This window comes from Thioalkalivibrio sp. ALgr3 (assembly GCF_000377325.1).
Lineage (GTDB): Bacteria > Pseudomonadota > Gammaproteobacteria > Ectothiorhodospirales > Ectothiorhodospiraceae > Thioalkalivibrio.
Map to the genome: position 1 here is coordinate 221,061 of NZ_KB897977.1, position 26,258 is coordinate 247,318.

General features: G+C 68.8%; 28 protein-coding genes. All 28 read right to left on the minus strand.

Annotated elements, in window-relative coordinates; genetic code table 11:
* Window positions 1-3 precede the first annotated feature (3 nt).
* Complete coding sequence (locus C998_RS14785; protein ID WP_156001257.1) at window positions 4-1,089, minus strand: glycine-rich domain-containing protein; 1,086 nt, start codon at window positions 1,087-1,089, stop codon at window positions 4-6.
* A gap of 3 nt (window positions 1,090-1,092) precedes the next feature.
* Window positions 1,093-1,482 (minus strand): hypothetical protein, encoded by a 390-nt coding sequence (locus C998_RS0103670; protein WP_018869500.1) that lies wholly within the window; start codon window positions 1,480-1,482, stop codon window positions 1,093-1,095.
* A 3-nt stretch (window positions 1,483-1,485) separates the two neighbouring features.
* Window positions 1,486-1,764 carry a hypothetical protein gene (locus tag C998_RS0103675; RefSeq protein WP_018869501.1) on the minus strand — a complete coding sequence of 93 codons (279 nt, stop codon included), beginning with the start codon at window positions 1,762-1,764 and terminating at the stop codon, window positions 1,486-1,488.
* Complete coding sequence (locus C998_RS0103680; RefSeq protein ID WP_018869502.1) at window positions 1,761-2,777, minus strand: hypothetical protein; 1,017 nt, start codon at window positions 2,775-2,777, stop codon at window positions 1,761-1,763. Before C998_RS0103680 ends, C998_RS0103675 begins: the two co-directional genes overlap by 4 nt.
* The gene (locus C998_RS0103685) at window positions 2,777-6,034 is read right to left on the minus strand and encodes a hypothetical protein (protein WP_018869503.1); all 3,258 of its coding nucleotides are present in this window, start codon (window positions 6,032-6,034) and stop codon (window positions 2,777-2,779) included. The genes C998_RS0103680 and C998_RS0103685 overlap by 1 nt, the downstream gene beginning before the upstream one ends.
* A complete protein-coding gene (locus C998_RS0103690) occupies window positions 6,031-6,426 on the minus strand; it encodes a hypothetical protein (protein ID WP_018869504.1) in 396 nt (131 codons plus the stop codon). Before C998_RS0103690 ends, C998_RS0103685 begins: the two co-directional genes overlap by 4 nt.
* Entirely contained in the window at window positions 6,423-9,485 is a 3,063-nt protein-coding gene (locus C998_RS0103695) for a phage tail length tape measure family protein (protein ID WP_018869505.1), read from the minus strand. Before C998_RS0103695 ends, C998_RS0103690 begins: the two co-directional genes overlap by 4 nt.
* Before the next feature lie 11 nt (window positions 9,486-9,496).
* Window positions 9,497-10,261, minus strand: coding sequence for a hypothetical protein (locus C998_RS0103700; RefSeq protein ID WP_018869506.1), 765 nt, complete (start codon window positions 10,259-10,261; stop codon window positions 9,497-9,499).
* A gap of 10 nt (window positions 10,262-10,271) precedes the next feature.
* Window positions 10,272-10,730, minus strand: coding sequence for a hypothetical protein (locus tag C998_RS0103705; protein WP_018869507.1), 459 nt, complete (start codon window positions 10,728-10,730; stop codon window positions 10,272-10,274).
* Window positions 10,727-11,371, minus strand: coding sequence for a phage tail protein (locus tag C998_RS0103710; RefSeq protein ID WP_018869508.1), 645 nt, complete (start codon window positions 11,369-11,371; stop codon window positions 10,727-10,729). Before C998_RS0103710 ends, C998_RS0103705 begins: the two co-directional genes overlap by 4 nt.
* A complete protein-coding gene (locus C998_RS0103715) occupies window positions 11,368-11,640 on the minus strand; it encodes a hypothetical protein (RefSeq protein WP_018869509.1) in 273 nt (90 codons plus the stop codon). Before C998_RS0103715 ends, C998_RS0103710 begins: the two co-directional genes overlap by 4 nt.
* Window positions 11,637-11,936 carry a hypothetical protein gene (locus C998_RS0103720; protein WP_018869510.1) on the minus strand — a complete coding sequence of 100 codons (300 nt, stop codon included), beginning with the start codon at window positions 11,934-11,936 and terminating at the stop codon, window positions 11,637-11,639. The genes C998_RS0103715 and C998_RS0103720 overlap by 4 nt, the downstream gene beginning before the upstream one ends.
* A complete protein-coding gene (locus C998_RS0103725; protein WP_018869511.1) occupies window positions 11,929-12,375 on the minus strand; it encodes a DUF1353 domain-containing protein in 447 nt (148 codons plus the stop codon). The genes C998_RS0103720 and C998_RS0103725 overlap by 8 nt, the downstream gene beginning before the upstream one ends.
* Complete coding sequence (locus C998_RS0103730; RefSeq protein WP_018869512.1) at window positions 12,372-12,797, minus strand: twin-arginine translocation signal domain-containing protein; 426 nt, start codon at window positions 12,795-12,797, stop codon at window positions 12,372-12,374. Before C998_RS0103730 ends, C998_RS0103725 begins: the two co-directional genes overlap by 4 nt.
* The gene (locus tag C998_RS0103735; protein WP_018869513.1) at window positions 12,794-13,342 is read right to left on the minus strand and encodes a hypothetical protein; all 549 of its coding nucleotides are present in this window, start codon (window positions 13,340-13,342) and stop codon (window positions 12,794-12,796) included. The genes C998_RS0103730 and C998_RS0103735 overlap by 4 nt, the downstream gene beginning before the upstream one ends.
* A 3-nt stretch (window positions 13,343-13,345) precedes the next feature.
* Window positions 13,346-13,612, minus strand: a complete 267-nt coding sequence (locus tag C998_RS0103740) for a hypothetical protein (RefSeq protein WP_018869514.1) — start codon at window positions 13,610-13,612, stop codon at window positions 13,346-13,348.
* Between the two features lie 63 nt (window positions 13,613-13,675).
* Window positions 13,676-15,583: a phage major capsid protein gene (locus C998_RS0103745; protein WP_018869515.1), complete on the minus strand. Its 1,908-nt coding sequence runs from the start codon at window positions 15,581-15,583 to the stop codon at window positions 13,676-13,678.
* 33 nt (window positions 15,584-15,616) lie between these two features.
* Window positions 15,617-17,092, minus strand: a complete 1,476-nt coding sequence (locus C998_RS0103750) for a phage portal protein (RefSeq protein WP_018869516.1) — start codon at window positions 17,090-17,092, stop codon at window positions 15,617-15,619.
* Window positions 17,089-17,616: a hypothetical protein gene (locus tag C998_RS0103755; protein ID WP_018869517.1), complete on the minus strand. Its 528-nt coding sequence runs from the start codon at window positions 17,614-17,616 to the stop codon at window positions 17,089-17,091. Before C998_RS0103755 ends, C998_RS0103750 begins: the two co-directional genes overlap by 4 nt.
* Before the next feature lie 200 nt (window positions 17,617-17,816).
* Window positions 17,817-18,077, minus strand: coding sequence for a helix-turn-helix domain-containing protein (locus tag C998_RS0103760; protein ID WP_018869518.1), 261 nt, complete (start codon window positions 18,075-18,077; stop codon window positions 17,817-17,819).
* 9 nt (window positions 18,078-18,086) lie between these two features.
* Window positions 18,087-20,219, minus strand: coding sequence for a phage terminase large subunit family protein (locus C998_RS0103765; RefSeq protein WP_018869519.1), 2,133 nt, complete (start codon window positions 20,217-20,219; stop codon window positions 18,087-18,089).
* On the minus strand, window positions 20,216-20,566 hold the full coding sequence (locus C998_RS0103770; protein ID WP_018869520.1) for a hypothetical protein: 351 nt from the start codon (window positions 20,564-20,566) through the stop codon (window positions 20,216-20,218). Before C998_RS0103770 ends, C998_RS0103765 begins: the two co-directional genes overlap by 4 nt.
* On the minus strand, window positions 20,563-20,799 hold the full coding sequence (locus tag C998_RS0103775; RefSeq protein WP_018869521.1) for a hypothetical protein: 237 nt from the start codon (window positions 20,797-20,799) through the stop codon (window positions 20,563-20,565). Before C998_RS0103775 ends, C998_RS0103770 begins: the two co-directional genes overlap by 4 nt.
* Window positions 20,799-21,779, minus strand: coding sequence for a phosphoadenosine phosphosulfate reductase family protein (locus C998_RS0103780; protein ID WP_018869522.1), 981 nt, complete (start codon window positions 21,777-21,779; stop codon window positions 20,799-20,801). Before C998_RS0103780 ends, C998_RS0103775 begins: the two co-directional genes overlap by 1 nt.
* A complete protein-coding gene (locus C998_RS0103785) occupies window positions 21,772-22,410 on the minus strand; it encodes a hypothetical protein (protein WP_018869523.1) in 639 nt (212 codons plus the stop codon). The genes C998_RS0103780 and C998_RS0103785 overlap by 8 nt, the downstream gene beginning before the upstream one ends.
* Before the next feature lie 288 nt (window positions 22,411-22,698).
* Entirely contained in the window at window positions 22,699-25,140 is a 2,442-nt protein-coding gene (locus C998_RS0103790) for a DUF5906 domain-containing protein (protein ID WP_018869524.1), read from the minus strand.
* A 235-nt stretch (window positions 25,141-25,375) separates the two neighbouring features.
* On the minus strand, window positions 25,376-25,555 hold the full coding sequence (locus tag C998_RS0103795; protein ID WP_231364949.1) for a hypothetical protein: 180 nt from the start codon (window positions 25,553-25,555) through the stop codon (window positions 25,376-25,378).
* 26 nt (window positions 25,556-25,581) lie between these two features.
* Window positions 25,582-26,202, minus strand: a complete 621-nt coding sequence (locus C998_RS0103800) for a hypothetical protein (protein ID WP_038081609.1) — start codon at window positions 26,200-26,202, stop codon at window positions 25,582-25,584.
* Window positions 26,203-26,258: the final 56 nt, after the last annotated feature.

The window sequence follows — 26,258 nt, forward strand, 5'->3', positions numbered from 1 at the left end:
GAGTCAGTCCGTAGACGGCTGATACGGGCCGTGGGTGACCGGGGCGTAGCCGTCTGCGGCGTAGAGGACGCCGTATTCGACCGCCGGGGCCAATGCTTCCCAGTCTCCGTTTTCGTCCGGGTGCGCAAAGCCGAGGGTCTCGCCGTCGGAGTAGCGGTAGATCGACACGTATTCTACCGGGTCGCCAGCGGCGGTAGTGGCATTGCCTGTGATCGTATCCAGCAGATACCTGACGTACACTGCCCCGGACCCGCCTTTCCCTCCCGCCCCAGGCTTATCGTTATCTCGTCCAGTGGCCGCACCCCCGCCACCGCCACCGCCTGTGCCCAGCTTCCCGTCCTCTGCGGCGACATCATCACCCGCGTTGGCCCCCGCGCCGCCGCCTCCGGGCGGAGCCGCAAGCGGTGCTTGCGGGTTATCGAACGCACCACCGGAACCACCGGAACAAAACCACCCGTCATCGCCCGCATCCGGCCCGAATCGGGTGTCTTGTACTCCGTCGCCGCCTACGCCGGTGCCGCCCTCCGAAGATGCTGCGTCCCCGGGGCCTCCCGCGCCGCCACCGCCTGCGCCGATGTCGTCCCCATCCTCGCTAGACGGGCCGGGAGCGCCGCCCGGATGACCCTGACCATCGCCAACCGGCTGCCCCGCCGTGGATGACAGGCGGCCAGCGCCGCCACCCGACCCGCCATCTTCGCCGGGCATATCCTCGGAGCCGCCCCCGCCGCCGCCTATCGCGGTTTTTCCAAATGCCTCGGTGTCCTCACCGTTGTCGCCGGGGGAGTCACGGTCATCGCTTCCGGGTCCGCCGTCCCCGACGATGATCGTGTAGTCGCCGGCCGGCAGATCAACCCCGTCAGCAACGACATAATCACCAGCCCCCCCGGCCGACGCGCTCACGCTATTCACATCGATCTGAGTACCGCCCCCGCCACCCCCAGCGATCAGCGCATAATCGGCAGGCAGGTTTTGCTTGACGCTGAACGTGAATTGCCCGACCGAATCAAATCGGTGGACTCGGTACGACACTCCATCGATTGTGACGTCATAGATTTCTCCGCCTTCGGCGTACTTCGTCAGACCGGTCATGTTTTACCCCACCTGCGCGCTGACCAGCTCGACGGGTTCGCCTTGCTGGATCTGTTTCGAGGTCACGACGATCTTGCCGGCCTGCGGGCTGGTGCCCTCCGCTACGGGCAGGCTGCGGTGTGGGTTGCCGTCGCCATCGTAGAGCGTGGCGTGATCGGCCTCGCCGGATTCGGCGGCTTCTTCGTCGCGGCCGTCCGGGTCGAGGGTGAGCGTGCCGGTGGCGCTGTCGATGGTGCCGCTGGGGTCCTGTAGCTCGATCGTGCTCAGGGCGGTGTCGTCCGCGGCGTAGATCACGACCCTGGCGCGGTCCACGCCGGTGTCCAGCAGGTCGCGCAGGGCGGTGTGGGCAGCAGTGCGGGCGGCGGGACTCCATTCTGCGAGGTATGCGGGCATCGGTCAGTCCTCAATCGGGCGGATGTGGTCGATCGTCATCGGCAGTTTGCGGCGGCGGAGGTCGTGCACGGTGACGGTGTAGCGGTCGCGGTCGCCTGCGGGCAGGTTCAGGCGCCAGGTCCCGTCGGGGTGTGCGTGCAAGCGCCACCCGGACAGGGTGCCCTGGCGGGTGACGGTGACCGGGGCCGGCTTCAGGCCGGCCCCCTCCCGCTCGGTGGTGCCGGCGATGTGGCGGCGCGCGGGCGCGGTGCGCAGGAGATCGAGGCGGGTGGCGGGGGTCACGGGTGCCAGTCCTCGCCGGTGTCGATCAGACAGGCGCATTGGGCGCTGGATTGCAAGCTGCCGACGCCGGTCCCCAGCGGGGTCACGATATAACGCGGCTCGGTAGTGTCGAGCGGTTCGAGGCGCGCGTGGTCGTATACCAGGTCGTGGTGGGGCACCCACAGCCCGGGGAGATGCCCGCGGTAGTACCCCTGGTCGTCCAGCACCTGCAGCCGGTCGATCACCAGACCGTGGATCGGGTCGGGGAACTCGGGGCCTGCATCGCCGGGGCGGTCGCCGTGAAACGCGTACTGTCCGCGTGCTTCAAGTCCTGTGGCCTGACCTGCGTGGTCCCCCAGTAGGTAGGCGATCCGGTCGCCGCGCGGGCGGCCGGCAAGCCGGCTGTTGCTGGCCTGGCTATAGTCGTTGCTGCTGCTGGTCGCGCCGGTGTTCATCACCACGTTGCCGCCGTCCCCGGGTGCGCCGGCGAGGCGGCCGAAGCAGTACACAGTCCAGCTCCAGGCGTAGTTGTCCTGCCCGTCCGCATCCATGTCGCGCGCGGACAGGGAGACCGCGAGGTCGTCTACTGCGGAGCTGGTGCCCAGCCAAACGTAGAAGAACAGCGCGTTGCCGCGGATGATCCAGTCCAGGGTGCCCTGGCCTTCCGTTCGGCCGCGGCGCCAGGCCCCTTCCTCGAACACGCCGTCGGCGTCGGGGGCCCCGTCGGAGTCGAACCCGGAGAAGGTGCGGTATCCCACGGCGATGGCGTCGTGCGACGGACGCTCCGGGTCGTCTTCGTCGAGGTACAGCCAGCCGCCGGGGTGGTTCGGGTCGGTCGGGCGGAAGGCGGCGCGCTTGCCGTCCTCTCGCTGCACCATCTCCCATCCGAGCGCGGGGCTGGGCTGGTCTGCGGTGCCGTAGCCTTCCACCAGCACCTTCCTCAAGACGCGGATCAGGGTGCCGGGTTCGTCGCTGCGAAGCGTTGGCGCATCGGCGTCTCGGCTGGTGCGGGTTTGTGGTGTGAACGCGCCCATCAGTTGGCGTCTCCGCGGATCTGGAGGCGGAAAGAATCGGACTCGGTCCGGTCATCGCTGGCGAGGACCGTGCGGGCGATCCAGACGGGGCGGTTTGTGGCGCGGGTGTTGAACCTCAACACGTTGCCCGTGCTCCAGCCGCCGCCCCAGCCGGCCGGGGCGATCTTGAAATACGGGGCGCCGCTCTCCGTGGTCGGGTTCGTCGGCGCGATCTCTTCGTCGATCGAGACGTCGGTGAGGATCTGGCCGGTGTACTCGCCGATCACGTCGACGGTGCTGGTGCTGCGGAATTCGAGGCGCCAGCGTTCCTGGATCGCGCCTTCGTTGGTGACTTCGATCGGGTGGTCGGTCTGGTTGTAGGTGCCCGACGCGCTGTCCCCGATCTGTTCGTCGGACCACTCGCCGGTCCAGGTCTGCTGGTCGAACGCGACGGAGGCAGAGGCCTGCAGGTCTCCGTAGAGCAGCGCGGTGCTGAGGTACGTTTCCTCTGCGGGGAATTCGTGCGTGAGCGGGCTGGCGAACGACACGACACCGGTGATCTGCGCCTCGGAGACCAGTCGCATGTCTTCGATCCGGTGCTCGCACTTGAAGGGGGCATCGAAGCCGCTGGGGTCGGCCACGCGCACGGTGCCTTCGTCCAGGTCCTTTTCCAGCTGGTCGTCCGGGACCTGGTCGCCGTTGTCGTCATAGACGTGGGCGTAGCTGAGGCGGCCGCGGCCGAGGTCCGTGGTGGTGTCGCCGTCACCGAGGTCGGTGGTCTCGGTGTGATGGATCACGGCGACGTCGCCGGGGCGGATGAACGGGACGCGGCCGTCCGAGGGCAGCCGGATGGGGTCGAGGCCGAGGATGTCCGGGTCGAGGGGGATGCTGGAGTACACCACGGCGCTGAAGCGGACGCCGCCGGGGATGACCAGGGTCAGCGGCTCGCTTTCGGGGTCCTCATCGTCTTCGAGGCGCTTGAATTCGTCGCCATCCCACTCGCCGAACTGGATCGAGACCACGCCGGTTTCCCAGTCGACATGCCCGTCGACACGGCCGGGGCCGTCGTCCGTCAGCACGCCGTTGTTGTCTCCCTGGATCGTCAGGGTCTCGCCGCCGGTGGTGGTGGCGGTGACGATCAGGCTCTGCTGCACCAGCGGGGCGCCGGCCACGCGGAACTGGAGGTCATTCGTGGCGACCGCGCCGACGGCGGTGACCATGCGGTCGATCGTGAGCCCGCCGCTGCCGCTGTCCCAGCGGGTCAGTTCGATGTCGCCGGTATCGTAGCGGACGGTTCCGGCCGTGGGGCCGAAGCCGCTGGAGTCCGGGTCCTTGACCAGATCGCCGTCCCGGTCTTCATAGGTGCTCCCGCGCCAGCGGAATCGCAGGCTGCCGGGGATAATTTGTTCGCGGCGGAGCCCGAGGACGTTGCCCTCGATCGCGGGGGCCTCCACCTGTTCGGTCACCGTGCTGCCGGTGACGCCGGGCGGGAACCAGCGGACGTGGATGCCGCTGGCGAGCTGTTCGCGGGTGGTGCGTTCGGTGCCGGTGATCCGGTCATCGTGATGCGGCCGGATGGTGCGGGTCATCGAATCCCAGGTTTCGTCCTGGACGGCGGTGAACGACACGGTGCCGCTGCTGTAGTCGACGCTGCCGTCGGCACCGATCAGGCCGCCGTCGCCATCGTCCCGGATGCGGCGGGTGCGGCGGCCGGAGCGTTCAGTCTCGGTGTCGGTGCGCAATGTGAGACGGCGGCGCTCTTCGCTCCACTCGATTTCATATTCCATGGAGAGGCTGCCGGGCATCACGCCCTCGCCGATCTCGATCGTGGCCACGCCGTTGCCGTCGATCGACGGGCTGGTCTCGAGCGCCTCGCTGGGGGCCTCTTCCCCCTCGACCTCGATCACGGAATCGTAGTCCGGGGTCATCGCGAGGTCGGGCTCGAGGATGGCCAGGCCGGTGGGGTAGTAGATGGCTCCGCTGGCGTCTCCACTGAGCTGGCCGGAGCCGTCGTCCGTGGCGGTTTTTTCGGTTCCGTCGACCAGCCAGCGCACGGTGACGCTGCCGGGCAGCAGGGGCTTGTCGGCTTCGATGCGGATGCGCGTGTCGTCCAGGTCGCCGTCCTCGCCGGCGCGGTCGTGATAGACCAGCTCGCCGGCGCCCCAGGTGAACATGATCGAACTGGGCACGTCGGGCAGCTCCGCGAGGGTGACCTGCACGGTGCCGGTGCTGTAGTCGACGCTGCCGCTGCCGGTGCCTTCCATGCGGCCGTCGCCGTCGTCCTCCAGGCTGTACCAGCGGCCCTGGCTGCGGTACTGCACGGTGACCGTGCCCGGCGCGGGCCGGGGCACGCAGGAGTACACGTAGTTGAACGCGCGGTTCTGCAGCTCGACCTCGATCTCGCCGGTCTGCGCCACGTCCTGGAACTCGAAGTCCTCGCCGCCGGATTCGATGGTGATGCTGACGCCTGCGGCGGCGTCTTCGTCGGTCAGCGGGTTTTCTGCGCGGGTGGCGGGCACCAGCGGGGTGAACACGCGCTCGCACTGTGCCTCGAGGTCGCCGGGTTCGGCGGCCGCGGACAGCGGGGTGATGCTGTAGTAGCGCGCGGCGTCGGCCACTACGGTCTCGTGCACGGTCACGTCGGTGCCGCTGTTGCGTGTGCGCTCCGGTTCGTAGCCCTGGAAGTCATGTCGCAGGGGCTCGGAGGTTTCCATCGTCACCCGGCGGCGGGTGAAGGTGCCCTGACTGTCTTCGTAGGTCACCTCTTCGTGGTCGACATCGGTGATGCGGATGTACTGCGTGTTGCCGTGTTCGTCGTCCACCAGCGCCAGGGTGTCGCCGATCTCCGGGACCGGGGCGTCGAAGCGCTGCAGGGCGGCGATCTGCCGCTGCCCCTCGAACTGCGTGCCCAGCAGGTACAGGCGGGCCTCCGGGCCCTGGACCACGTAGCTCTCCACCCGGTCCTGTGCGTCTTCGCGGCGGTCGGTCCAGCTCCCGGTGTCGAACATCGACACGTAGACGGTATCGTCCTCCGGCGGCTCCACGATCGCGACGTGCGAGCCGTAGTAGACGGCGGTGTTCGGCGAGCGCACGGCCGGGTAGGCCTTGCGCAGGCTGATGCGGCCGTACACGCGATCGAGGGAGCTGATATCCGGGAACAGGTTGTTGGCCTCGCCGCTCTCGACCACGTTGCCGGTCATGCGGCCGCCGCCGTCGTCTTCGTCGGTCAGGCGGTCGGATTCCAGCAGGAGGATTTCGTCCAGGGAGATGGTGCTCATTCGTCGGTCTCCATCAGTCGGAGGGTGGCGATGACGCGGTCGGCGGTGTCGTGCGGCAGGAGCTCACGCACTGCGCGCACGTCCAGCGCGCCGTCGCTGTGGCGCCATTCCACGGTGTGGGTCTCGCCGTGCCAGTCGAGCTGCATGACGGCGGCGGGGGTGTTGGCCCAGGCCTGCAGGGTGTCCGCGGTGGCGCGGTCCATCCACGCGCGCGTGGTGTCGCCTTCGAGGGTGATCGGGCGCCCGGCCTGGCGCTGGTCATACTCGACCACCAGGGCGCCGGTCAGGGTGTATTCAGCGGAGCTGGTGACCGAGCGCCAGCTGTAGCGGTCGGTCCAGAAGAGATCACCGGGCAGCTCGAGGGTGATGCCGTTATGCGTGAGCGTGATCATGCGGATGCGCCTCGCGATTTTTCGAGTGAGCGGAACAGCCGCTCGACATCGGCCTCCTGCCCTTCGGCCACGTCGAATTCGGCGCGCTCGCCGCCGACGTCCGCTTCGATGCGGACGGTGCGCGTTGGCGCGCTGTCACGCTGGGCGCCCAGGGTGTCCGGGGCGTCGGTGCCGGTGTCGCTTTCGGCCTCGCGCTCCCGCTCGCGCTCTTCGCGCTCGCGCTTGCGTTCGCGGGCCTGTTCGCGCTCTGCCCGGTGCACCTCTTCCAGCAGCGATATCTGCCGCTGCAGCTGCTGGTTTTCCTGCTCATAGGTCTTCGCAAGTTCGTCCTCGCCGCGCAGACGGGCGCGCTGGGCTTCGATTTTGTTGCGCTCGATCTCCAGGTTGATCTGCTGCTGGTCGCGTTCCAGGCGGGCCTGCGCGACCTCTTCCTCGGTGCCGTTCAGCTCCAACAGCCGCAGCTCCAAATCCGCCACGCCGCGCGCCGCGCCGTTGGTCTGCGCGTCCATCTGCTCCAGGCGCTGGTCCAGCCGCTCGATCTGTTCCGCAGCCCGGGCAGCCTCCGCCACCGCCGCCGCCATGCGCCGCTGGTAGCGCTCGAACGACATGCCGTTGGTGTCCATCTCCGACGTCAGGCGATCGAACGCCGCGCCGAAATCGTCGGCGTAGGCCTCCGCGCGCTCCATCTCCCAGCCGAGTTCGCGCACCAGCCACTGCGCGTTACTGCTCTCGCGCGCCACGCGGACGTTGGCGCGGGCGGCCTGGTGCATGCGGTTGGTGGCGCGTTCGGTGCTGTCGGCCAGGTCTTCGTTGGCGTCGGCCTGCTCGGATGTGCTCTGGCTCGACTGGCTCTGATCTGCCCGGGCGGCGGCGGCCTGGTCGCGAAGCTCCTGATAGCGGTCGCGGACCTTCTCGACTACCTCCGCATGTTGTTCCGCGCTGATCGTCCCCTCGCGGAAGGCCTCGGCCGAGGCGGCGCGCACCTCCTGCAGCTCGTTTTCGGCGAGGTCGCCGATGCCCTGGCGCAGGTCGCCGAACACGCCGGAGGTCTCTGCGACGGAGTTGCGCAGGGTCTCCATCTGTTCGGCGGTCAGCAGGCCGGCCTCGCCGGCGGCCTGGATTTCGTCCTGCAGCGCGCGGGTGGCTTCTACGCCCTCGGTCTGGTCTGCCGCGGCGGCGAATGCGGAATCCAGGGCGCGGCCCATTTCGTCGGCGGCGAGATCGGTGTCCCGGATGCTGGCAATGATCGTCTGAATCGACTGCCGGGCCTGCTCTGCCTCGGTCGGGACGCGGCCCAGGGATTCGTCCAGGGAGATGCCGAGGGCGTCGAACGATGCGGCGACCACGTCCTCATTGACGCGGGCGAACTCTTCGGCGCCGATGCGGGCGTCGTCATACGCCGCGCGGGCGTTCTGCGCGAACTCGGCCAGGGACTCGCTGCCGAGGTCTTCCAGGGCGCTGCCGAGTTCGTCGCGCACGGTGTCCGCGAGGTCGGAGGATTCTTCCTCCAGCAGGCGGATCGACTCCAGCAGGTCGCCCACATCGCGGCCGTTGGCCAGGTCGACTTCCTCCACCAGTTCGCGGATGGCCGCGCTGGCTGCGTCCGCTTCGTCGGCTGCACTGCGGAAGCTTTCGGCCAGGTCGGCCGCGCGGTTGGCGCGGTCGATCTTCTCCGCCATGTCCTGCAGCTCTTCGCCCAGCTCGCCGGCGCGGATCCGGTTGAGCTCCATGGCGTCGATCAGGGCTTCGTGCGTGCGGGTCAGCTCGCGGATCTGTTCCGCGCCGTTGCGGTAGCGGCCCGCCGCTTCGTCGAAGACGATGGTGCCGGCGTCCATTTCCTCCCTGAGCTGTTCGAAGGAATGGACTGCCCTGCCCGCCTCTTCGGAGATTTCGTCGAGGCGGTCCTCCATCGACAGCCATGCCTGACGCTGCCAGTCGACTGAATCTGCGAGCTCCTGGTTCTGCTTTCTGAGCTCCAGGAACTTGGGTAGAAGGTAGTCGACGCCGGCGATAATTGTGGCGAACGGGAGGGCGCGCAGAGCCACCTGCAACGCACGGGCGCCGCTTGCCGCCGCTACCATGCTGTTGCCCAGCGCGGCCACGCGGGTGGCCAGTGCGGCGACGCCGGCGGCGATACGGCGGGCGGCAACCAGGGCCATGGCCGCACCGGCGGCCTGGGCGGCGCGCTGCAGGCCTTCCATGTTCTCCGTCAGCGATTCGAGGCCCGACGCCAAGGAATCGACAGCAGATTCAACCGCCGGCGAAATCGCCTCACCGGACTTCTTGCGGAACTCTTCCCACCGCTGGCTGGCGAGGTCCAGCGATGCGGCCAGACCCCCGGACGTCTCGCGAGCCATGCCGCCGACCCGGTCCTGCAGCTCGCCCAGGATGATTTCCTGAGCCTGCGCCGCTTCGCCGCTTTCCACCAGCGATTCGATCATGTCGCGCTGGGAGTCCGAGAACTGGACGCCGGTGCGGCGGAGGCGGTTGAGGCCTTCCGACGGGTCGTCCAGCGCCATGCCCAAGTTGCGGGCATTGGATGCGAGCGAGCCGAACCCAGCCTCGGCCAGGTCCTTGGAAAGCTCTAGGATGCGCGGCAGCGATTCCTCGCTCACGTTGCGGAACGTAAGAAGCTGGGTGGCGGCGTCCTCAAACCCGGCGACATCGCCCAGGGTGGCCTCCGCGAGCTCCTGGCTGATCTCCCGGATTGCCTCGGCCGTGATTTCGCCCTGACGGCCGGTCGCCTCCAGCACGGCGTTGATGCGCCGGAAGCGGGTGTCGTATTCGGTGGCTTCGCCGATGGCGGAGCGCAGGGAGGCGGCCACGCCGCCCAGCGCGGCCCCGGCGGCGACCACCTTGCCGATGTTGTTCTGCAGGGTGTCCATGACGTCGGCGGTTTCGCCGGCGCCCTGGCGCAGCTGTTCGGTGTTGTCGGGGACCTGTTCGCTACCGGCGCGCTCAAGCTCGCCCAGCTCGCTGGTGAGCTGGGCGACATTCTCCAGGCCATCCACGATGGCCTGGATCTTCAGGTCGACGTTGCTACCGGTCCCGGTGGCCATCGATCAGGCGATCAGTCAAGGAACCGGATGCGGTACGGCTCCAGTTCGCCCGGCAGGGTCACCATGCGGCCGCCCACGTCCACCGTGGCGAACTCTTCCGACAGGAAGTCGAACTCGCCGGAGCCGGACAGGATCACGCGGTCGATTTCGATTACCACCGACTGGCCGGTAACGGTGTCGATGCCGTCGAACACCAGCTCGCCGCGGATCTCCGAGCGGGCCGCGCCGCGGATCATGTCGCCGGTGACCTCTTCGGCATCGAAGGTGACGTGCAGGGTGTCGCCGTCCTCGACCGACCCGCCCTCGAGGGCGCGGATCATGCCCAGGCGCTCCTCGACTTCGTAGTCCGTGCCCTCGACCAGCTCGGCACCCGGGGACCCGCCGTCGTCCTCGGACACGGTGACCTCGCTGATCTGGTAGCTGCCGACCTGCACGCCGGCGCCGACGCGCGCGGTGATCTGCACGGTTTCGCCGGTCTTGGCGGACGCCGTGAAATGCTCCAGCGCGCCGTTGAACGCGGAGGCCAGCAGCTGCCCGTTGAAGCCGTCGAACGTGATCGACAGCTCGTGCGGCTGCGGTTCGGAGACCGAGTCCAGCACCTGGCCGGCGGTGTCGCGCATGCGCGAGGTTCGGTCCGTGGTCTCGGCCTCCGGCACCTGGATCTGGAACTGGGTGGCGTTCTGCGCCGGCAGGTAGCCGGAGTGCGAGCCGTCGTCGAGTTCGACGTTCAATCGCACGTCGCCGCGGAAAATCTTGCCGCCTTCTTTCATGCCCATGGTCATGTCCTCACTGCTGCTGGTAGGTGGCCACGTACGTGACCGTGATGGGGTACGACACGGCCGCGAGTTCGCTGCCCGGCTCCGGGTGCACGTAGTCGCAGCCGTCGATGGTGAGTTCGGTGGCGAGGCCGCCCAGGCGATCGCGGTTTCCCTGCGGCACCAGCGCGCGGTACAGGTCGTGCGCGAGTGCGTCCAGCGTGGGCTCGTAGTCCTCGCCGGTGGCCTGGATTACGCCCTGCACCGTGAAGCTGCGGGTGTGCTGGACCTGGCCGGGGCGCGAGGCGCCGGGCGGGTCGGACTCGGTGCGGATCAGGATCGCGGGGAATTCGTCTTCCTGGGCGTCCGCCATGTGGTCCGCACGTCCGCGGTGCACGCGCGTGCCGGCCGCGGTGTAGTAGCCGTTGGCCGGGGTGATCTGGCTCAGCCGGTCGATCAGGTAGTCGGTGATCTGGGTGCCCGGGGTCATGTCCGCGCTGCCTCCCGCCGCAGGTAGTAGGAGAACTGCCGCTGGTACTGGGTCTGCAGGTCGGCGCTCACGTCGCCGTGGATCTCGCCGCGCAGGCGCCGGAACAGCTGGTCGACGCTGGGGCCGTACAGCTGCCGGATGCGGTTGCCGTCGCGCACGAACACGCCCATGTGCCCGGTGCGCTCGGTCTGCTGGCCGCCAAACACGTTGCCGCGCGTGGTGCTGAGCGGGATCAGAAACGCGCGGGGCATGCGGGCGCGGCCGGTATTGCGCGAGACGTTCACGGCCACGCCGCCGGCCTTGCGCCCGGCGCCGATGCCGCGCAGCGGATCGCCCGCAGCGCCCGGGGCCCGGCGCGTGAGCTGTTTGGCGCCGAAGCGCGCGAGGCGCGTGGGCCGCTTGCGGGCGGTGATGGTGGCGCGAGGGTCGTCCCGGCGGGCCTTGCGGCTCACCTTGAGGTGCTGGTTGATATACCCGGCCTTCAGGCGCACGTCTTCGCGGATGCGCTTGGAGGCCTTGGTGCGCGTCTTGCTGGCCACGCGGTTCACGGCGCGGTACTGCGCGTTTTCTGCCGCGCGGCGCATGCCGCGCAGGAACTTGCGCGAGGCCGGCAGGTCGCTGGTGTCGATCGTGTAGCTCACCGCAGCACCACCCGGAGCATGTGGCCGTCGTCCGCGAGGGGCTGGTCGACGGTGTAGGTGTCGCTGCCGATCTCCACGTGAGCGCCGCGGCGCACGTACTCGCGCGCGCTGGAGGGCACCTCGAGGGTGGTGCGGCGGTCGATCATGCCGCTCTCGAACTGGACCTCGGCATCGTGCGTGACGACGCCGGTCAGCTCCTGCCCCGCTACAGTGACCGGCTCGCCGAAGGTCGAGCGCAAGGCGTCGTGCAGCGGGCCGAAGTCGATCATGCGGCACCCCCGGCGAGCGCGGGCAGGAACTCGAGCGCGGCGAACGTGCCGCTCAGCCCGCCCAGGGCGGAGGCCAGCACCATGGCGCCGGCGACCTTCCAGCGGAGCCGTTCCAGCTCTTCGAGGCGCGTCCGCAGGTTGGCGATGTCGCGCGCGTGGCCGTCCATGCGGTCGGTGCCGCTGGCCATGCGCTCTTCGACGCGGGCAAGGGAGGTGATCGCCTGCGTCAGGTCGTCCAGCTTTTTCTCCTGCCGGTCGAGACGGTTCACGATGAGCTGGGAAAACTGATCATCCAACGTCCAAGCTCCCTTTGTTGGTGCGCGTGTGCCGTGGCCCCCGACGCCAGGCCGCCCAGCCGCCGACGCGCACGCCGGCGTAGATCGCCCAGCGGTGGCGGCGCGAGACGCCTTCCTCGACCATCGCGTCCAGGAAGATGCGATCCGCGGTGCGGCGGGTGATCGGGAGGTGGTCGACGGCCTGCGCGTGGTACAGCCAGTCGTGCAGCGCGGCGCTCTGCTCAGCGCGGCCTTTCAGCCACGCGTGCAGGCCGGGGATACGCGGGACAGAATCCCAGTCGAACTCGAACCCGGACGGGATGCGGATCGTGCGGTCGATGCGCTGCGAGACGAACCGCGCGGGCCGGACGGTGCGGGACCATCCCGGGCGCACGGCCTCGGTCACCAGGCGGTCGAGCCAGGCATCGCCGATCAGGGGATATCCGGACGGCATGATCATCCCCGCGCCTCCACCCGAGCGGCGGCGTCATCGATCCAGTCGATCACGCGCTCCACGCGTTCGACGTCGTCCGGGTCCAGCAGGCCGTCGCCGATGCGGGATTCCAGCTCGGCACGCAGGGCGCCCAGCAGTTCAGCCAGCAGGGTGGCATCCGCAAGGTCGAGGTCATCCCAGGGGATAGCGTCCTCGACCGCCTGCGCCAGGGCCTCCAGCGTGGTCTCCCCGGTGGCGACCGGGCGGATCTCCACCAGCACGTGGCGGGCGCGCTCCGCGCGGAGGCTGTCGTCCCCCAGGTAGCGCAGGGTCGCGTACTGTACGGCGGCGCGGGCACCGCCGCCCATGCGCTCGAGCGTGGCGCAGGCGCTCAGGCCGGCGGCCGCAGCCGAGGCCACGGCGGCGGCGAGAAAGTTACGGCGGTTCATGCGTGGGCCTCCAGCATGTCGGCGATCAGCCGGTGGTAGCGGGCGGGCTCATTGGCCTGCAGCACGTACTCGATCGGCTCGCGGCCGTGGCCAACCCAGGGCACGCGCTCCGGCCGGGTGTCGATGTGGAACATGCAGTAGTCGCCGGGCGTGCCCCGCAGCATCAGCGAGTCGTAGATTCCGAGACCGCCCACAGCCGGATGGCGGCGGGCGATCTCCAGCACGTGGGCCGCGTTGTTCCAGTGCACGTAGAAGTCGGTCGCACGCGACAGGCGTTCCCCGCCCTGCGTGCTGTGCTGGCCGGGGCCGTCCCCCCGCACATGCGCCTCCGGAACCGGCGACGGAAAGAACGGCACCCCGGCCGCCGCCCGCAGCTGGGACAGGACCAGGATCACGGAGGCCTCCATCTCGGACAGCACGCCCTCCGGCCATTCCTCCGGCTGGAGGGCGTCCGTGATGTCGTCCTGCCAATCCAGCTCCGAGGCCGGGATCAGGCGCCCGGACTCGATCGCGGAGAGGCGTTTGTGCAGGCGGATCAGGCTCATGGGTCAGCTCTCGCCTTCGGCCCCGGAATTCCCAGCGTTGTCACCGGTGCCCTCGCTGCCTTCCGGCTTCGCGGGCTTCGGCGCCGGCGGTTTGGCGCGCGGCTTGCGGTCGGTTCGCTCGACGGAGGCGGACGCGATCAGGTCGCGCACGACCTTGTCCGTCAGGTGCTTGTTCTTGGCCGGATCCAGGATGGCGCCGCGGGGGTGCGGTTCGCCGCCGATGAAGATGGACCGGCGCAGGTACAGGTTGGTCGGTTCGTTCTTGCTCATGTCGGTGCCTCGGTTGTCGCCTGCAGGAAGACCCCCGCAGCCAGCGGCTGCGGGGGTGCTTCATCAGCTGGTGATGGCATCCTTCATGGCGGCGAAGGATTCGGCGTGGCGCACGGCGATGTCGGCGTCCTGGAACACCCGGACGATCACGCTGCCGCTGTTGCCGGCGGAGTACGGGTCGACCTGAAGGTCGAGGCCGCCCCACATGCCGACCAGCAGGTCGGTCCAGTTGCCGAACAGGATCGCGGACAAGTCTTCGCCAGTGCCCTTGGTGAGGTTGCTGGGCACCGCGTTGGTGACTTCGGAACGGTAGCCGCGCAGCGGGGTCTCGCCGTCCGCCCACACCATCTGGCCGGAGCCGGAGTCGCGCCGTGTGGTCAGCAGCTTGCCGCGCACGGCGGCATTGGTGAGGTAGCCCAGGTTGCCCACGGCGGCGTTCGCCACCGCGACCTTGGTTTCCAGCGCCACGATGTCGTCCCAGTCGGGTTCGCCACCGTTGTCACCGCCCACCACGGACCCGATGCCGGTGGTGTTGAGCACGCCTTCGGGCTCTTCATTGGAGCCGGAGCCGTTGATCGCCGCGCGCTCCAGTTCCAGGGCCAGCACGGTGGCGAGGTCGTTACGCACGAAGCCCTCCATCGCGATGGAGCTCTGCAGCAGCAGGCGGCGGGACATCTGCGTGCGGGCCGCCACGGTCTTCGGCTCCAGCGCGACCTGGCCGAAGGCCTGTTCGCTGCCCGACGGGCTGTTGCCTTCCTCGACCCAGTAGGCGGTGGCGCCGCCGGTCTGTTTCGGGATGGCGACATTGCCGGACAGGCCGCCCAGCATCTGCACGCCCAGGTTCGACAGCACCATCCGATTGCGCAGCAGGTCGATGAACGAACCGGCCAGCAGGTCTTCGGCCACGGTGTCGCCGCCCTTCGAATCGGTGCCGGCGACCAGCTCACGCTTGAGGACGTCATGCGGCACCAGGGCGCCACGCGCTTCGCGCTTGGTCTGTTCGGCCGCGGCGCGGGAGGCTTCCAGCTCGAACGCCGCGGACTCACGCGCGCGGTGATCGGTGGGGTTGGCCAGGGCATTCAGCAGGCGCACCACGCTGAACTGTTCGGTCTCCTGCCGGCTCATGCCGATCTCCGGATCGGGCGCCGGCTTGGAACCCGCGTTCTGCAGGATGGCCTCGCGCAGCTGGTCGACGGAGTCGCCGCGCTGGATCGCCTCCTGCGCGAGCTTTTCGCCGCCGAACCGGGAATAGGACTGCCCCAGCTTCATCAGCTCGGAGACGCGGGTGCGCTCGGCTTCGCGGCCTTCGTTGTGGATGGAGTCACGGTCGATTTCGACGCCGCGCGTGGAATCGTCGGAGGCCGGGGCGGTCCCGGCCGGGGTGTTCTGCTCGGGCATGGTGCGATCCTCATGTTCCGGTTTCGGTTCCGGCGCGGCGGCCGGGGGATTGGGGGCTGCCGGGGCGGGCTCCTGCGAGCGGCCGACGCCGGCGGTGTGATCGGCGGGCACCGACACGATGGAGATCTCGAACGGTTCCCAGTCGGTCACGCGGATTTCGTCGGGGGCGTTGCCCTCGCCGCGCCGCTCCTCGACCGCGTGGATCCGATACCCGACCGACACGTGCCGGCGGATTCCGTCCAGGACGTCCTGCCAGATCTCTTCGGCACGGGCGCCCCGCCCGAACCGAACCTGAGCCCGGGCCACCTGGTCCGAGCCGATCTTCACGTCCTCGACCACGCCGATCTGTTCGCGCCAGTCGTGGTCCAGCAGCAGGGCCGCGCCATCCTGCAGGCGGGCCGTGCGCATGCTGTTCTCGCTGATCTCCAGCACTTCCATGCCGAAGTACCGTTCCACGGGGGCGGTGGTGGCAAACGCCAGTTCGGCGGTGCGGGCCTCGGCATCGACGGCCTCGCGCGTGAACGATGCGCTGCGGTACTCCGGGGTCTTGGTGTCGGGCTTGCGGTTTGGCATGGGGGTAGTCTCCTGCGCGCGTGGTGACATCCATCAGGTGTCCGATGTCACAGGCGGATCGGTGTACGGGGGGATGTCGTGTTCGGCCGCCATTTCGTTGGCCGCGGCGATGGCCTCGATCACGTCCTCGAGGTCCAGGCCGGCGCGGGCAGCGACATCCTGCGGCGTGGCCAGTCCGGCCCGGATCGCGGTGATGGCCGCGTTGATGTCCTTCTGCGGATCGACCCAGTCCCAGCGGCGGCCCTGCCATTCGTGGCGGCGGAACTTCTCGATGCCCTGCGCCGGCAGCGGGCGGCCGCTGGGCAGAAGGATCTTGCGCGAGGCCAGCGCCATCTCGATCCAGGTGTCGAACACGGGCTCGAGCCAGCCGTCGGCAAACCAGTTCTGCAGGGTCATCCAGTGGTTGCGGTCTTCCAGGACGGCGACGCGGATGCTGGAGTAGCTGACACCCTCGAGGTCATTGGCCAGGCTGTTGTAGGAAACGCCCAGGCCGGAGGCGATGCCGCGCAGGTGGGACTTGACGAAGTTCTCGAACTGGTCGTGCGGGTACGTGGGGTCGAAGGTCTGGAACTGGTAGCCCTCCGGCAGCACCGGGAACTCCCCGGGCTCCGCGGTGGCCTGGAACTCGCCGCTGCCCTTGTCTTCGCCAAGGCCGGTGGCGGTCCCGTCCGGGGTGTAATAGAACCCCATCTTGCTCGCGCCAATGCGGGCGGCGATGACGGCCGCCTCTTCATACGCTTTAAGCTGGTGCAGGCGGATCATGGCCGTGTGCGCCCACGGGTAGCCCCGGTGCTGTTCCGCGCTGTGACGCGCGAACAGGTGAATCACCTGGCTGGCCGGGTACACCGTGTGCCGATCGTTGGTGTACAAGGTGTTGATCGGCCGCAGGTGGTAGGCCACCGGGCGGCCGCGCTGATCCACCTCCACGCCCATGATGATCGCGTTGCGGTTGCCCCCGGCCGGGCGGTTCAGGTGAGTATCCAGGCGGTCGATGTCCAGGATCTGCAGGGACAGGCCCCAGTCGTTCCCGGCATCGGGGCCGGTGTGCATCAGGGTCAGGGATTCGCCGTCGCGCGCGGTGATCTCCACGATCGTGCGCTCCATGTCCTCGAGCGACTGGTGCCCGGTCGCATCGCATACGCCGCGTCGGCCCCAGGCGTACCAGGCGCGTTCCACGGCCTTGCGCGCCTCGCGGTCCGGCTGGCCGGGGGCATCCTCGGCCAGCGCGCGCAGCATGAAGCCGGAGGACCCGACCACGTTCGAGACCACCATCTGCAGGTAGCGGCGCACGTAATCGTTGTTCTGCGCGAGTTCGCGGGCGCGGGCGCGCAGCGTGGGCAGGTCGTTCAGCAGGCGTTCGTCGATGGTGCCGTGTTCGCCCAGCCAGCTCGCCACCAACCGGTGCATCTGCGCGGCGTCGAAGTTCCGCGCGGCACCCACGGAGGGTTCGACGCGCTCCTGCGGCGGCTGCGGGCTGCGCCCGAACATGCGCGAAAGCAGGCCCTTCACAGCCGCACCGTCACACGGTTGCCGCCGCCCATCCCGGCGGCGCGGTCCTCTGCGGCGACTTCGGCGCGGTAGCGGTCACGCAGCTTGAGTAGTTCTTCCACGCTGAAGCTGCGCACCTGCCGGTCGTTCAGGCGCATGTCCAGCATGCCGTTCGAGGCCTTGCCCTCGAGGGTGGCCTCGATCGCCTCCAGCGCACGGCGGGCGTGGCTGCGGCCATCGGTTACCTGCGCGGGATCGGCCAGCACCTTCAGGTAGCCGGCATCGTGCGTGTCGCGCGTGTCGCCGCCGTCCTTGGTCCAGGCGATGCGGACGCGGTACTGCCCCGGTTCCAGATCGGTCTGGCTGGACGCCGGGGCGGAGAACTCCCAGGCAGCGCCATCGGCGGCGCCGTCCACCGTCTTCACGGCCGGGCCGATCAGGTAGGCCTTTGCATCCCAGCCATCCGAGGGCAGATAGTCGGGGTGCTCGACTCGCCAGGACAGGGAGTCCCCGGCGGTGTGCTGACGCGGCAGAGTGCTTTCCATGCCGCCACCCTGCCCCGGACGCTATGACATCCATCAGGGGATCGATGTCACTTTTGGAGCCAAGATCCGGCTTACAGAGCCCCAGGCGGAGAAGCTGCGCGAGGCCGGTGTCTGGCCGCGTAACAGCAGCGGAGAATATTGCCAGGTATCGCACAGCCAGAGCGCCCTGGTCCAGCGCGGGCTGGAATCCCTGCAGGACTCTACCCGCCGCGCAGGATGCGATACACCTGACGGGCGCTGATACCGTAGCGCCGTGCCAGCAGGGGCACGCGCTCGCCGCGCATGTAGTCGCGTACCAGGGCGCGGTTGCGCTCGGCAATGCGCTGCCCCTCCATGGTGGCGATGTAGCAGGTGTCGCGGCCCCATTCGTCGCGCAGGCATTGCTCGATCTGCTGGAGGCGGGACGGATCGACCCCGAGCTCTTTCTCGATTCGCTGGAATGCGTCGCGGATGATGTCCATGGCGTAGTCCTACCAGTTGGTCGCAAAGCCGCCCCGGCGCTTGCGGGCCGGGCGCTGGGGTTTGGGTCCGGGTTCGTCGGCGCGGTCTTCCTGCTGGTCGGGCTCGCCATCGCCTGATGGCGCCTGCGTGTCCCGCCCGCTCAACCGCAGCGCCACCAGCGCGAGGATCAGGCAGTCCAGGGCCTCGTTTCGCGGGCGGGTGGCGACCCATTCGTGCAGGTCCCGGCCGCGCTTGCGCTTGCGCACCAGCTTTTCGGCGGCGACCTGGGCGAAGTATTCGTCGTCGAATGCGGGGCTATCGACCCAGTGGATGTACCCGGGGCCCGGCTGTTCGCGCTTGATGCGCGAGTAGATCAGGGCCTTGCCTTCATCCACGCCGATGGGCTCCACCGGGGCGCCCTTCTTGCGGCGGTAGCGCAGGCGCTGCCGCCGCTTGCGTTCGTCCTCGATCAGCGGGCGGGACAGGCCGGCGAGGCCCTTGGTCGCAAAGGCCCATGCGCGGGGCTGGACCCAGCTCTGCACGGCGCCGGTGTTGTACCCGGCGTCGACGGCGACGAACTGGACGCCGTAGTCGCGCAGCAGGGGCTCGAGTTGATCCCAGGGTTCCGGGGTCAGCGTGTCGCCGGGGATGATCACGTGATCGATGACCCAGGCTTCCTCGCCGGCACCCCACTGGGCGATGGTGCTCTCGAGCCGGTCCTGCTGGACGTCGACGCCGGCGGTTGTCACCAGGGTCTGCAGGGCAGCGGGGTCGACGTCTTCCAGTCGGGTGATCAGGCTGATGTCCTCGATCCCGTCACCTTGCTCGGTCCAGACTTCGCCCAGGTGGGTGTTGGTGAAGGCCTTGAGCTTGGCGGTGTCGTTCTGCGCCTGTCGCCAGTCCCGCGCGAGGTCTGCCCAGCGCGGACCCAGGCCGACCGGGGCATACAGGGCGTTCAGGTGGTAGCCGCGGTGGGCCTTGATGCCGGGCCGCTGCGGGATCCAGTGCCCCGCGGCCAGCATGTCGGGCTTGTGGTGCTCTTCGATCGCCTCGCCGCAGGCCGGGCACTCCATCCACGTGGCGGCAATCTCTGCGTTCGGGTCCTCGCGCGTGGCGCCGGGCGCGAGCCGATACTGGAAGTTCCGCCACTCCAATGGGTGGCGGTGGCCGCAGTGCGGGCACGGCACGTGGTACTGCCGCTGGTCGCTGGTGGCGTAGGACGAAGCGATGTGGCTTTCGTGCTCTACCGTGGGCGTGCTGACCAGGTACGTCTTGGCGCGCGAGAACGTGCGCTGCCGGTTACGGATCAGCGAGAGCGGGTCACCCTCCTGCCCCAGGTCCCAGGGGAAGGCGTCGATTTCGTCGGCGATCACGTACGGCAGGTGGTCGGACCGGAGGCTGTCCGGGCTGTTCGCCCCGGCCTTGATGATGCGGGCCTGCGCGCCGTACTCCACCAGGTCGTCCCGGTTGGCGCGGTTGCGCTTCTGGTCGGTGACCAGCTCGGAGAGGACGGGGGTTTCCTTGAAGGTCTTGCGCAGACGCGGGTTCAGCGAGCGGTTGCGCAGTTCCAGCGTGGGCACCACCAGCAGCGTGTCCTTGTTGCCGAGGTGGTGCATGATGTAGCCGACCCAGTTGTACAGCACCTCCGTGCCGCCCACGCCGGCGGCCTTCTGGAACGTCACCTGCCGCACCGGGCTGTGTTCGCTCAGGCTGTCCATGATCTCGCGCAGGTAGGGCGCGCGGTCCGTGCGCCACTGCCCGGGCACGTTGGTCCCGCTCTCCATGAACCGGTGGCGATCCGCCCACTGCGAGACGGTCAGCAGATCGCGCGGGCGCATGGCGCGCACCAGCGGCCCGGCCACGCTCTCCGGCAGATCCTCCAGCCCCTGCAGGGACTGCCCCTGTTCCCGCAGCCAGTCGATGCAGGCGTCGGACAGCCGGTAGTGGATGCGCGATTCCTCGGTCTCGCCGTCCACCGCCTCCAGCAGCCGGTCAGGAAGCTCCGCGATGGCGCGCTGCATTTCCGCCCGGCCGGCCTGCAGCGCCGCCTGAACCTCGCGGCTCTCCAGCGTGGCGGCCAGTTCGTCGGCCAGCAGCCGCCGTTCCTCCAGCGCCTTCAGGCGCTCGCGCTCGGACTGCAGTTCGGCCAGGGTCGCCATCATCCATCCCCTTCCAGCGGCGGCGGAGTGCCGGGCAGCTGCAGGCGGTGCGTGGTGCGCCAGGCATGGCCGCGGCGGCGATTCACCGCCCGCTTGCTCTCCAGCACCCTGGCCGGGTCCGGCCCGTACCGGTCGATCCTGCGGCGGATCGTATCGGGATCGATCCCGCCCGGGACCCGCGCGGCCAGCTCGGCCGCCGTGCCGGTGGTGCCATCGTTCAGCGTGTACACGCGAGGACCACGCCGCTTCAGCTCCCGGTGCTGTTCCTGCGCGCGGGCCGTGTCGCAGTGCGGGCCACGGCTCCAGGGCGAAGCGGCTTTGCCCGGATAGGGGTTGCTGCTGCGGTTCATACCAGCCCCCTCGCGCGGCGCGACTCGAAGATCTCCTGGCAGTCCAGGCAACGCGCCCGGCCTGCCTGTGCGCGCTCCGTGTTGTCCTCGCCGCACGCGACGCACAGCGCCCGATCCCCATCCCATTGCGGGGCCGGCCCACGCGCTTCCTCGCGACACGCCGCGATCTGGCGATCCCGCTCTTCCTGTTCGCGCTTCGCGGCCAGCTCGTAGTGCCATTCATCCATTGCCATTACGCCACCTCCTGCTCGCACAGCCCGTAAATCGAGGAACACATGCCTTTCCCGGCGTCGATCTCGGCCTCGCGCACCCAGTCGTTTTGGCGGCCACCCTTGCCCGTCATCGCCCACTCCACTCGCTGATCAATACCGTGGGTCGAGTAGTGCCGAGCCTCGTCTCCGAATCCGTCACGGTTGTTCGGAACCGGGAAGAATGTCGCGCTGTCCCGTTTACTGGCCTCGCTGACGATGCGCTCCCACTCGCGCAGGCCTTCGATCACTTCGGGGAATCGCGTGGCGATCTGCGCCAGCTCGTCCTTTCGGGCATGGATGCACGGCATACAACCGACCCGGCCCATGCCCTGCTCATACAGCGGGTTCCACTTGACACCATGGCGGCGGTGCTGGGCGAACACGTCGTCCGCACTCCAGTCGAGGATCGGGCGGTAATTCCACAGGCCGCCGCCGACCTCTTCGACCGGAAGGAGATCACGACGGGCCAGGGATTCACCGGCGCGCACGCCCTGCCAACTCACGACCTCGCCAGCCTCCAGCGCCGGGTCCACGACCTGCTCGAAGATCGGGGCGTGTTTCAGCTCCTGCGAGCAAAAGCGGGTCTTGGTGCTCGGAAAACGGCCTTTCCAGATGCAGAGATCCAGAAAAGGGTTTCCGGTCGGATGCAAAACAGCCAGGGCACGCTCGATCTTCTCCGCCGTCACGCCATGCTCCGGCCACTTCTCCTGCACGAACTCCCGCTTGCGCTGGATCTGCTCGGTGAAGTCGGCACGAACACGGACGATCGGCCCGGTCGCTTCCTCCAGATAATCGACGTACTCGTAGGTGTCTGGGTGCTCATGCCCGGTGTCTGCGAACACCGCGACGTGCTCCACGCCACGCTCAATTGCCAGAAGGCGCAGGGCTGTCGAATCTTTGCCGCCGCTGATACTGACGATGGTGGTCACGCGGCGATCCGCGCTAATGGGAAATTCAGCCATTGGTGGCCTCCCGTTTGATGCGGCGCTGGCTGCGGGCCAGCTCGGTGTTAAGGACCCGGCGCAGGGCGCGGGCTTCGGCGTGCAGGAGCTCGCGGCGGCCGGCGGTGTCCCGGTGGGCGATCTGCGGGGCGGCGACGTCCACCAGGCGTTCCAGGGCGGCGCGCAGGGCGTTGCCGAGGCCCTGGGCTTCGCGCTGCACGCTCTCGCGCCGCAGGCGCTGGCCGTGGCGCACGGCGAGCTCGAGCTTCACCCGCTTGTTGGAGGCCTCCATGGCCTGGGCCTTGTAACGGGTGCGCAGGGCGGAGGCGCTGTCCGCGTCGTCTGGCGCCGCCTCGCCTTCGCTGTCGAGCGATTCGTCGCCGTCCAGGGGTTCGCCCTCCCCCGCGTCCGTGTCGACGTCGTGCGTGCCTTTCGCGGCGGTTGCCGGGACCGTTGCGCCCCGGTTGCGGGCGTGGCGGTCGGCAACGTCTTCCCGGCCGGCCTGGGTCTGCGCGATGCGCGCCTGGCTTTCCTCGACCAGCACGCGGCCGCCGGCGTCCAGTACCAGGCGCCCGGCCTGCGCCCAGCGGGTCACGGTGGATTTGTTCACGCCCATCATCCGGGCGAAATCGGCCTTGGTGGTTTTGGTCATGCGGGGACCTCCAGCACGGCAATCCGGGTTGTCACGGGCATGTCACGGGGGCTGTCACGGCCCTCGGCTTCATAAACGCCTGTTTCTCCTGTGTTGTCACACCTGTCACGCGTGTCACGGGGTAACGACGCGTGCGCGGGCGCGCGCGGGCGTGTGCGCGCGGGTGCGTGCGCATACGTGCGCGGAGGGGCGTGACAGGCGTGACAGGCGTGACAAGCCGCGCGAATCAAGGGCTTGCAAATGTCACGGGGCGTGACAACGGGCGTGACAGGCGTGACAAAGCGGGGATCAGTCATAGTTCGGGCCCCCAAGGTGGCGGGTGAATTCGATGTACTGATCCGTCAGCCACTGCGCCTGGGTCTTGTGCGCGGGCTTCTGGTGTTCCGGGGGGAGGTCGTTTTCCGCGGGCACGATCATGCGCTTGCGCGCCTTGTTGGCGTACCAGGTGCTGTCGTACACGTGCTGGGGCCCGACCTTCCAGCCCGGCCGCTTATTGACCTTCGCCATCAGCTGGGGGTGCTCGCGCGGGAACCGCACGCCGTAGACCCGGCACCACGCGAGGTAGGCCTGATAGAAATCGGTGGTCAGGCAGGGCCGCACCGGGTACTCGGTATCGCCCTGCAGCCAGTCCTCGAGGAAGCGGTCCTCCGAGGGCTTGGCCACGTCCATCAGCTGGCGCTTGGCCTCCGTCATTGGCGGCCGCGTGTGCCGGGTGAATCCGGTCAGGTCGAGGTTCAGCAGGTAGTGGTAGAAGGCCTCCACCCCGCCGTTGTCGAGCTCCTGGAACAGGCCCTCATAGAAATCGCCGCTCATTTCCGGCGGGGTCCAGATCACGGCATGCCGCCGATCATCCGGTTCGATCGGGACGGGCATCGCCTCATTGGACAGGAAGGCGATGTTGATCTGATTCCGCTGCCGGTACGCGGCCGTGTGTTTGGTATTGACCCGCACCCACTCGCCGGTGATCAGCTCTTTCAGTTCATTCTTGACGTGCCACATCTCCTGCCGGGCCACCACCTCCTCGGCCAGCAGGAAAAGCTTGGAATCAACCCAGTCGGCGTTGAACTTGTCTTCGAGGCCGCGCTGGTTCAGGACGGTCGCGTAATCCCCGTAGATCTTGGCGAGGGTCTGGAACACGGCGGACTTGCCCGTGCCCTGCGGGCCGTGCATGACCACGGCCGTGGCCATCTTCGCCCCGGGATACTGCAGCGGATACGCCATCCACTTGAGCAGCCATTCCCGGATCTCTTCGCCGTTTTCCTGAGCTGCGCACAGATAGTCGATCAAGTCAATCATCATGGTGCACTCGCCTTCGCGAGGCTCCATGGGCCACCCCTGCCAGGTGTTCAGCTTCACCGCAGGATCGGTGCCGGCCGGGTCGAACCCGATTTCGTCCAGGTAGTACGCGCCGCGCTCCGTCCATGTCGGGTGCGCCTTAACGTCATCCCACTGGGCCTTTGGCGGCAGCAGCGCCTTCATCTGATCGCGCAGTACCAGGCGGTTGTTCCACAGATCGAACACGTACTTGCCCGTGCCGTCATCGATCGGCACGAACCGCTCCACCAGTTCGTCCAGCGACATCCATGCCCGGGCAGACCGGGGCTCCGAATTACCCCGCCCCCCTGTAGTGTGTGCCGCCGCGGCCCCGTTGCCGCTGGTCGGCCACCCCTCGCGCTGGATCGCGGCAAACACCTGATCCCGGACAAGGGACAGGCCGCCCGCGGGGAAGTGGTACAGGTCATTGAAGTCGGTGAGCTTCTGCCCTTCCCGGTCGGCCGGGAAGTCCGGCGCAACCCAGGCCCCGGCCACGGCCAGCGCCGCGTTCGCCGCCGCCTCGCGCCCCGGGTTCTTCTGCCCGTGCGGCTCGCCGCAATGCTGGCAGAGCTCCTGCGCCACCTCGGTCGCCTCGCCGCAAGCCTTGCACTTCTGCAAGAAATCATCGTCGGCGCACACCAGGATCCGGCTGCGCGGGTAGGCGCTGGAAAGGGCCTCGGCCACGGGCATCAGGTTGCCCGCGTCGTAGGCGACTGCAGCTGACAAGCCCGTCGCTTCGTGCAGCGTCGCGGCCGTGGCGAAGCCCTCGGCCAGCAGGATCACCGCACCGGGTGACCCGATCAGGTAGAACTTGCCCCGCTTGTCGAGCCCGCGCGGCCAGTATTCCTTCTCCAGCTTGCCGGGGCGCTTCTGCCCGCGCACGATCTGCAGGCCATGCGTGCGGCCCTGCGCATCCTGCATCGGGATCGCGATGGTGCCGGCACCCTTCGGGTCGAACCGCACCCCGTGCGGCTGTACCCCCTTGCGGTCCAGGTAGGGGGAATGCCCCTCCGTCACGTACCGCGCCCACACCTGCTGCGCACGGGCCGCCGCGCGCGCAGCCTCCGCCTTGCGGATCGCCTCCGCGCGCTTGGCATTCTCCCGGTGCCGCTGCGCGATGGCCTTCTTTTGCTCGGCCGTCATGGAGGCCTGGCGCGCGGTGACAGCGACCTTCACCTTGCCATTGTCCGTGCCCGACCAGACCCCGTAGCTGCCGACGATGAACTGCCCATCGCCGGACCCGTCCGGCAGCGGCAGGTCCGTGGTGGTCAGCCAGTACCAGCCCTTTTTTTCCCGGCGCCGATCCCCCTCCACCTGGCACCGCTGCGGCTTCGGCGTATCGATCTCGAGTTCATCGACCTGCAGCCCGTGCTCACGCAGCTGCCGCAGCACATCGTCGTAATTCTCCCAGGACATCAGGCCGGCCCCTCCGATAGACCAACGCTAACCGTTGCCTTTGCGCCATACCCATTACCTAACGCGATTTCGCGCCTCTCCGCACCCGCAGCCTCTGCTGCGCAGAAGGACCCGCGACCGGAGTCGAGGGCATCACCGAGAGCACGAGGCCGTTGCGACGTTGCCGCGCGCGCGCCGAAACCCGAGCGCGAATTGATACCTACCGAGGGGTGCGGGGATTGCGGGCGGACCGGGATCATGCGCGGGACCTCAGTCGGTAGACGCTGCGCACGTGCCGCTCGACAGCGGGGCGCAGGTGTTCGGGGCATTGGGCCAGCCGGGCGCGGCGGTCCTCGCGTGTCCGGCCGGCGGCGACGTACGCATTCCATTCGCCCTGGCCGGCGTCCTGCGCCGGCTCGAGGTCGGGGATTTCCATGCGGGGGCGCGGCTCGGGCTCGGTGCTCATTGGCGACGGCGGAGCTGGGTGACGTCGGCGGGGGCGCCGGTGTCGATTGCGGTGCGGCTGCGCTCGATCAGGCTGGTGAGGTCCGAGCGCATGGCGTCGGCCTTGGCGATCAGCTCTTCGAGGTTGGCCGCATCCTGGGGGCCAATCTCGCCATCGGCGAGGATGCAGCCCATGGCGCGTGTGACCTCCGAAAACGAATGGAGCGCGCGCGACCAGCATTCGTAGTCGCCGGCGGGGCCGGCCTCGGACCGGACGGCGCCCCACAGGCCCATGCGCTGCGCGAGTTCGCGGCGGCATTCGGAGCGGTAGGGTTCCGGCAGGGCCTCGACCCAGGCCTCTTCGACGTCGACGGGCATGCGCACATCGCCCTCTTCCCAACGCCGCACCTGCTGATCCCAGGCGCGCAAGCGGGACACGTAGTCCTTGGCGGTGGTGATGGCCTGCAGTTCCGGGGCCTTCACGCTGCGCGCGCTGGCCGGCACCAGCTCGCAGTAGGCGGTATCGAGCGCCTCGCACCACTCTTCGTGCGATACGCCCATGCGCTGCCGGTACGAAGCGGCGTGGAGGCAGAGGACGGCCGACCGCGTCGGCGCGGCCCTGTGTTGAGTGTCTGACATTGGTTCTCTCCCTTGCTCCGGGCAATCTGGAATCATGGCGACGAAGACCACGAAGA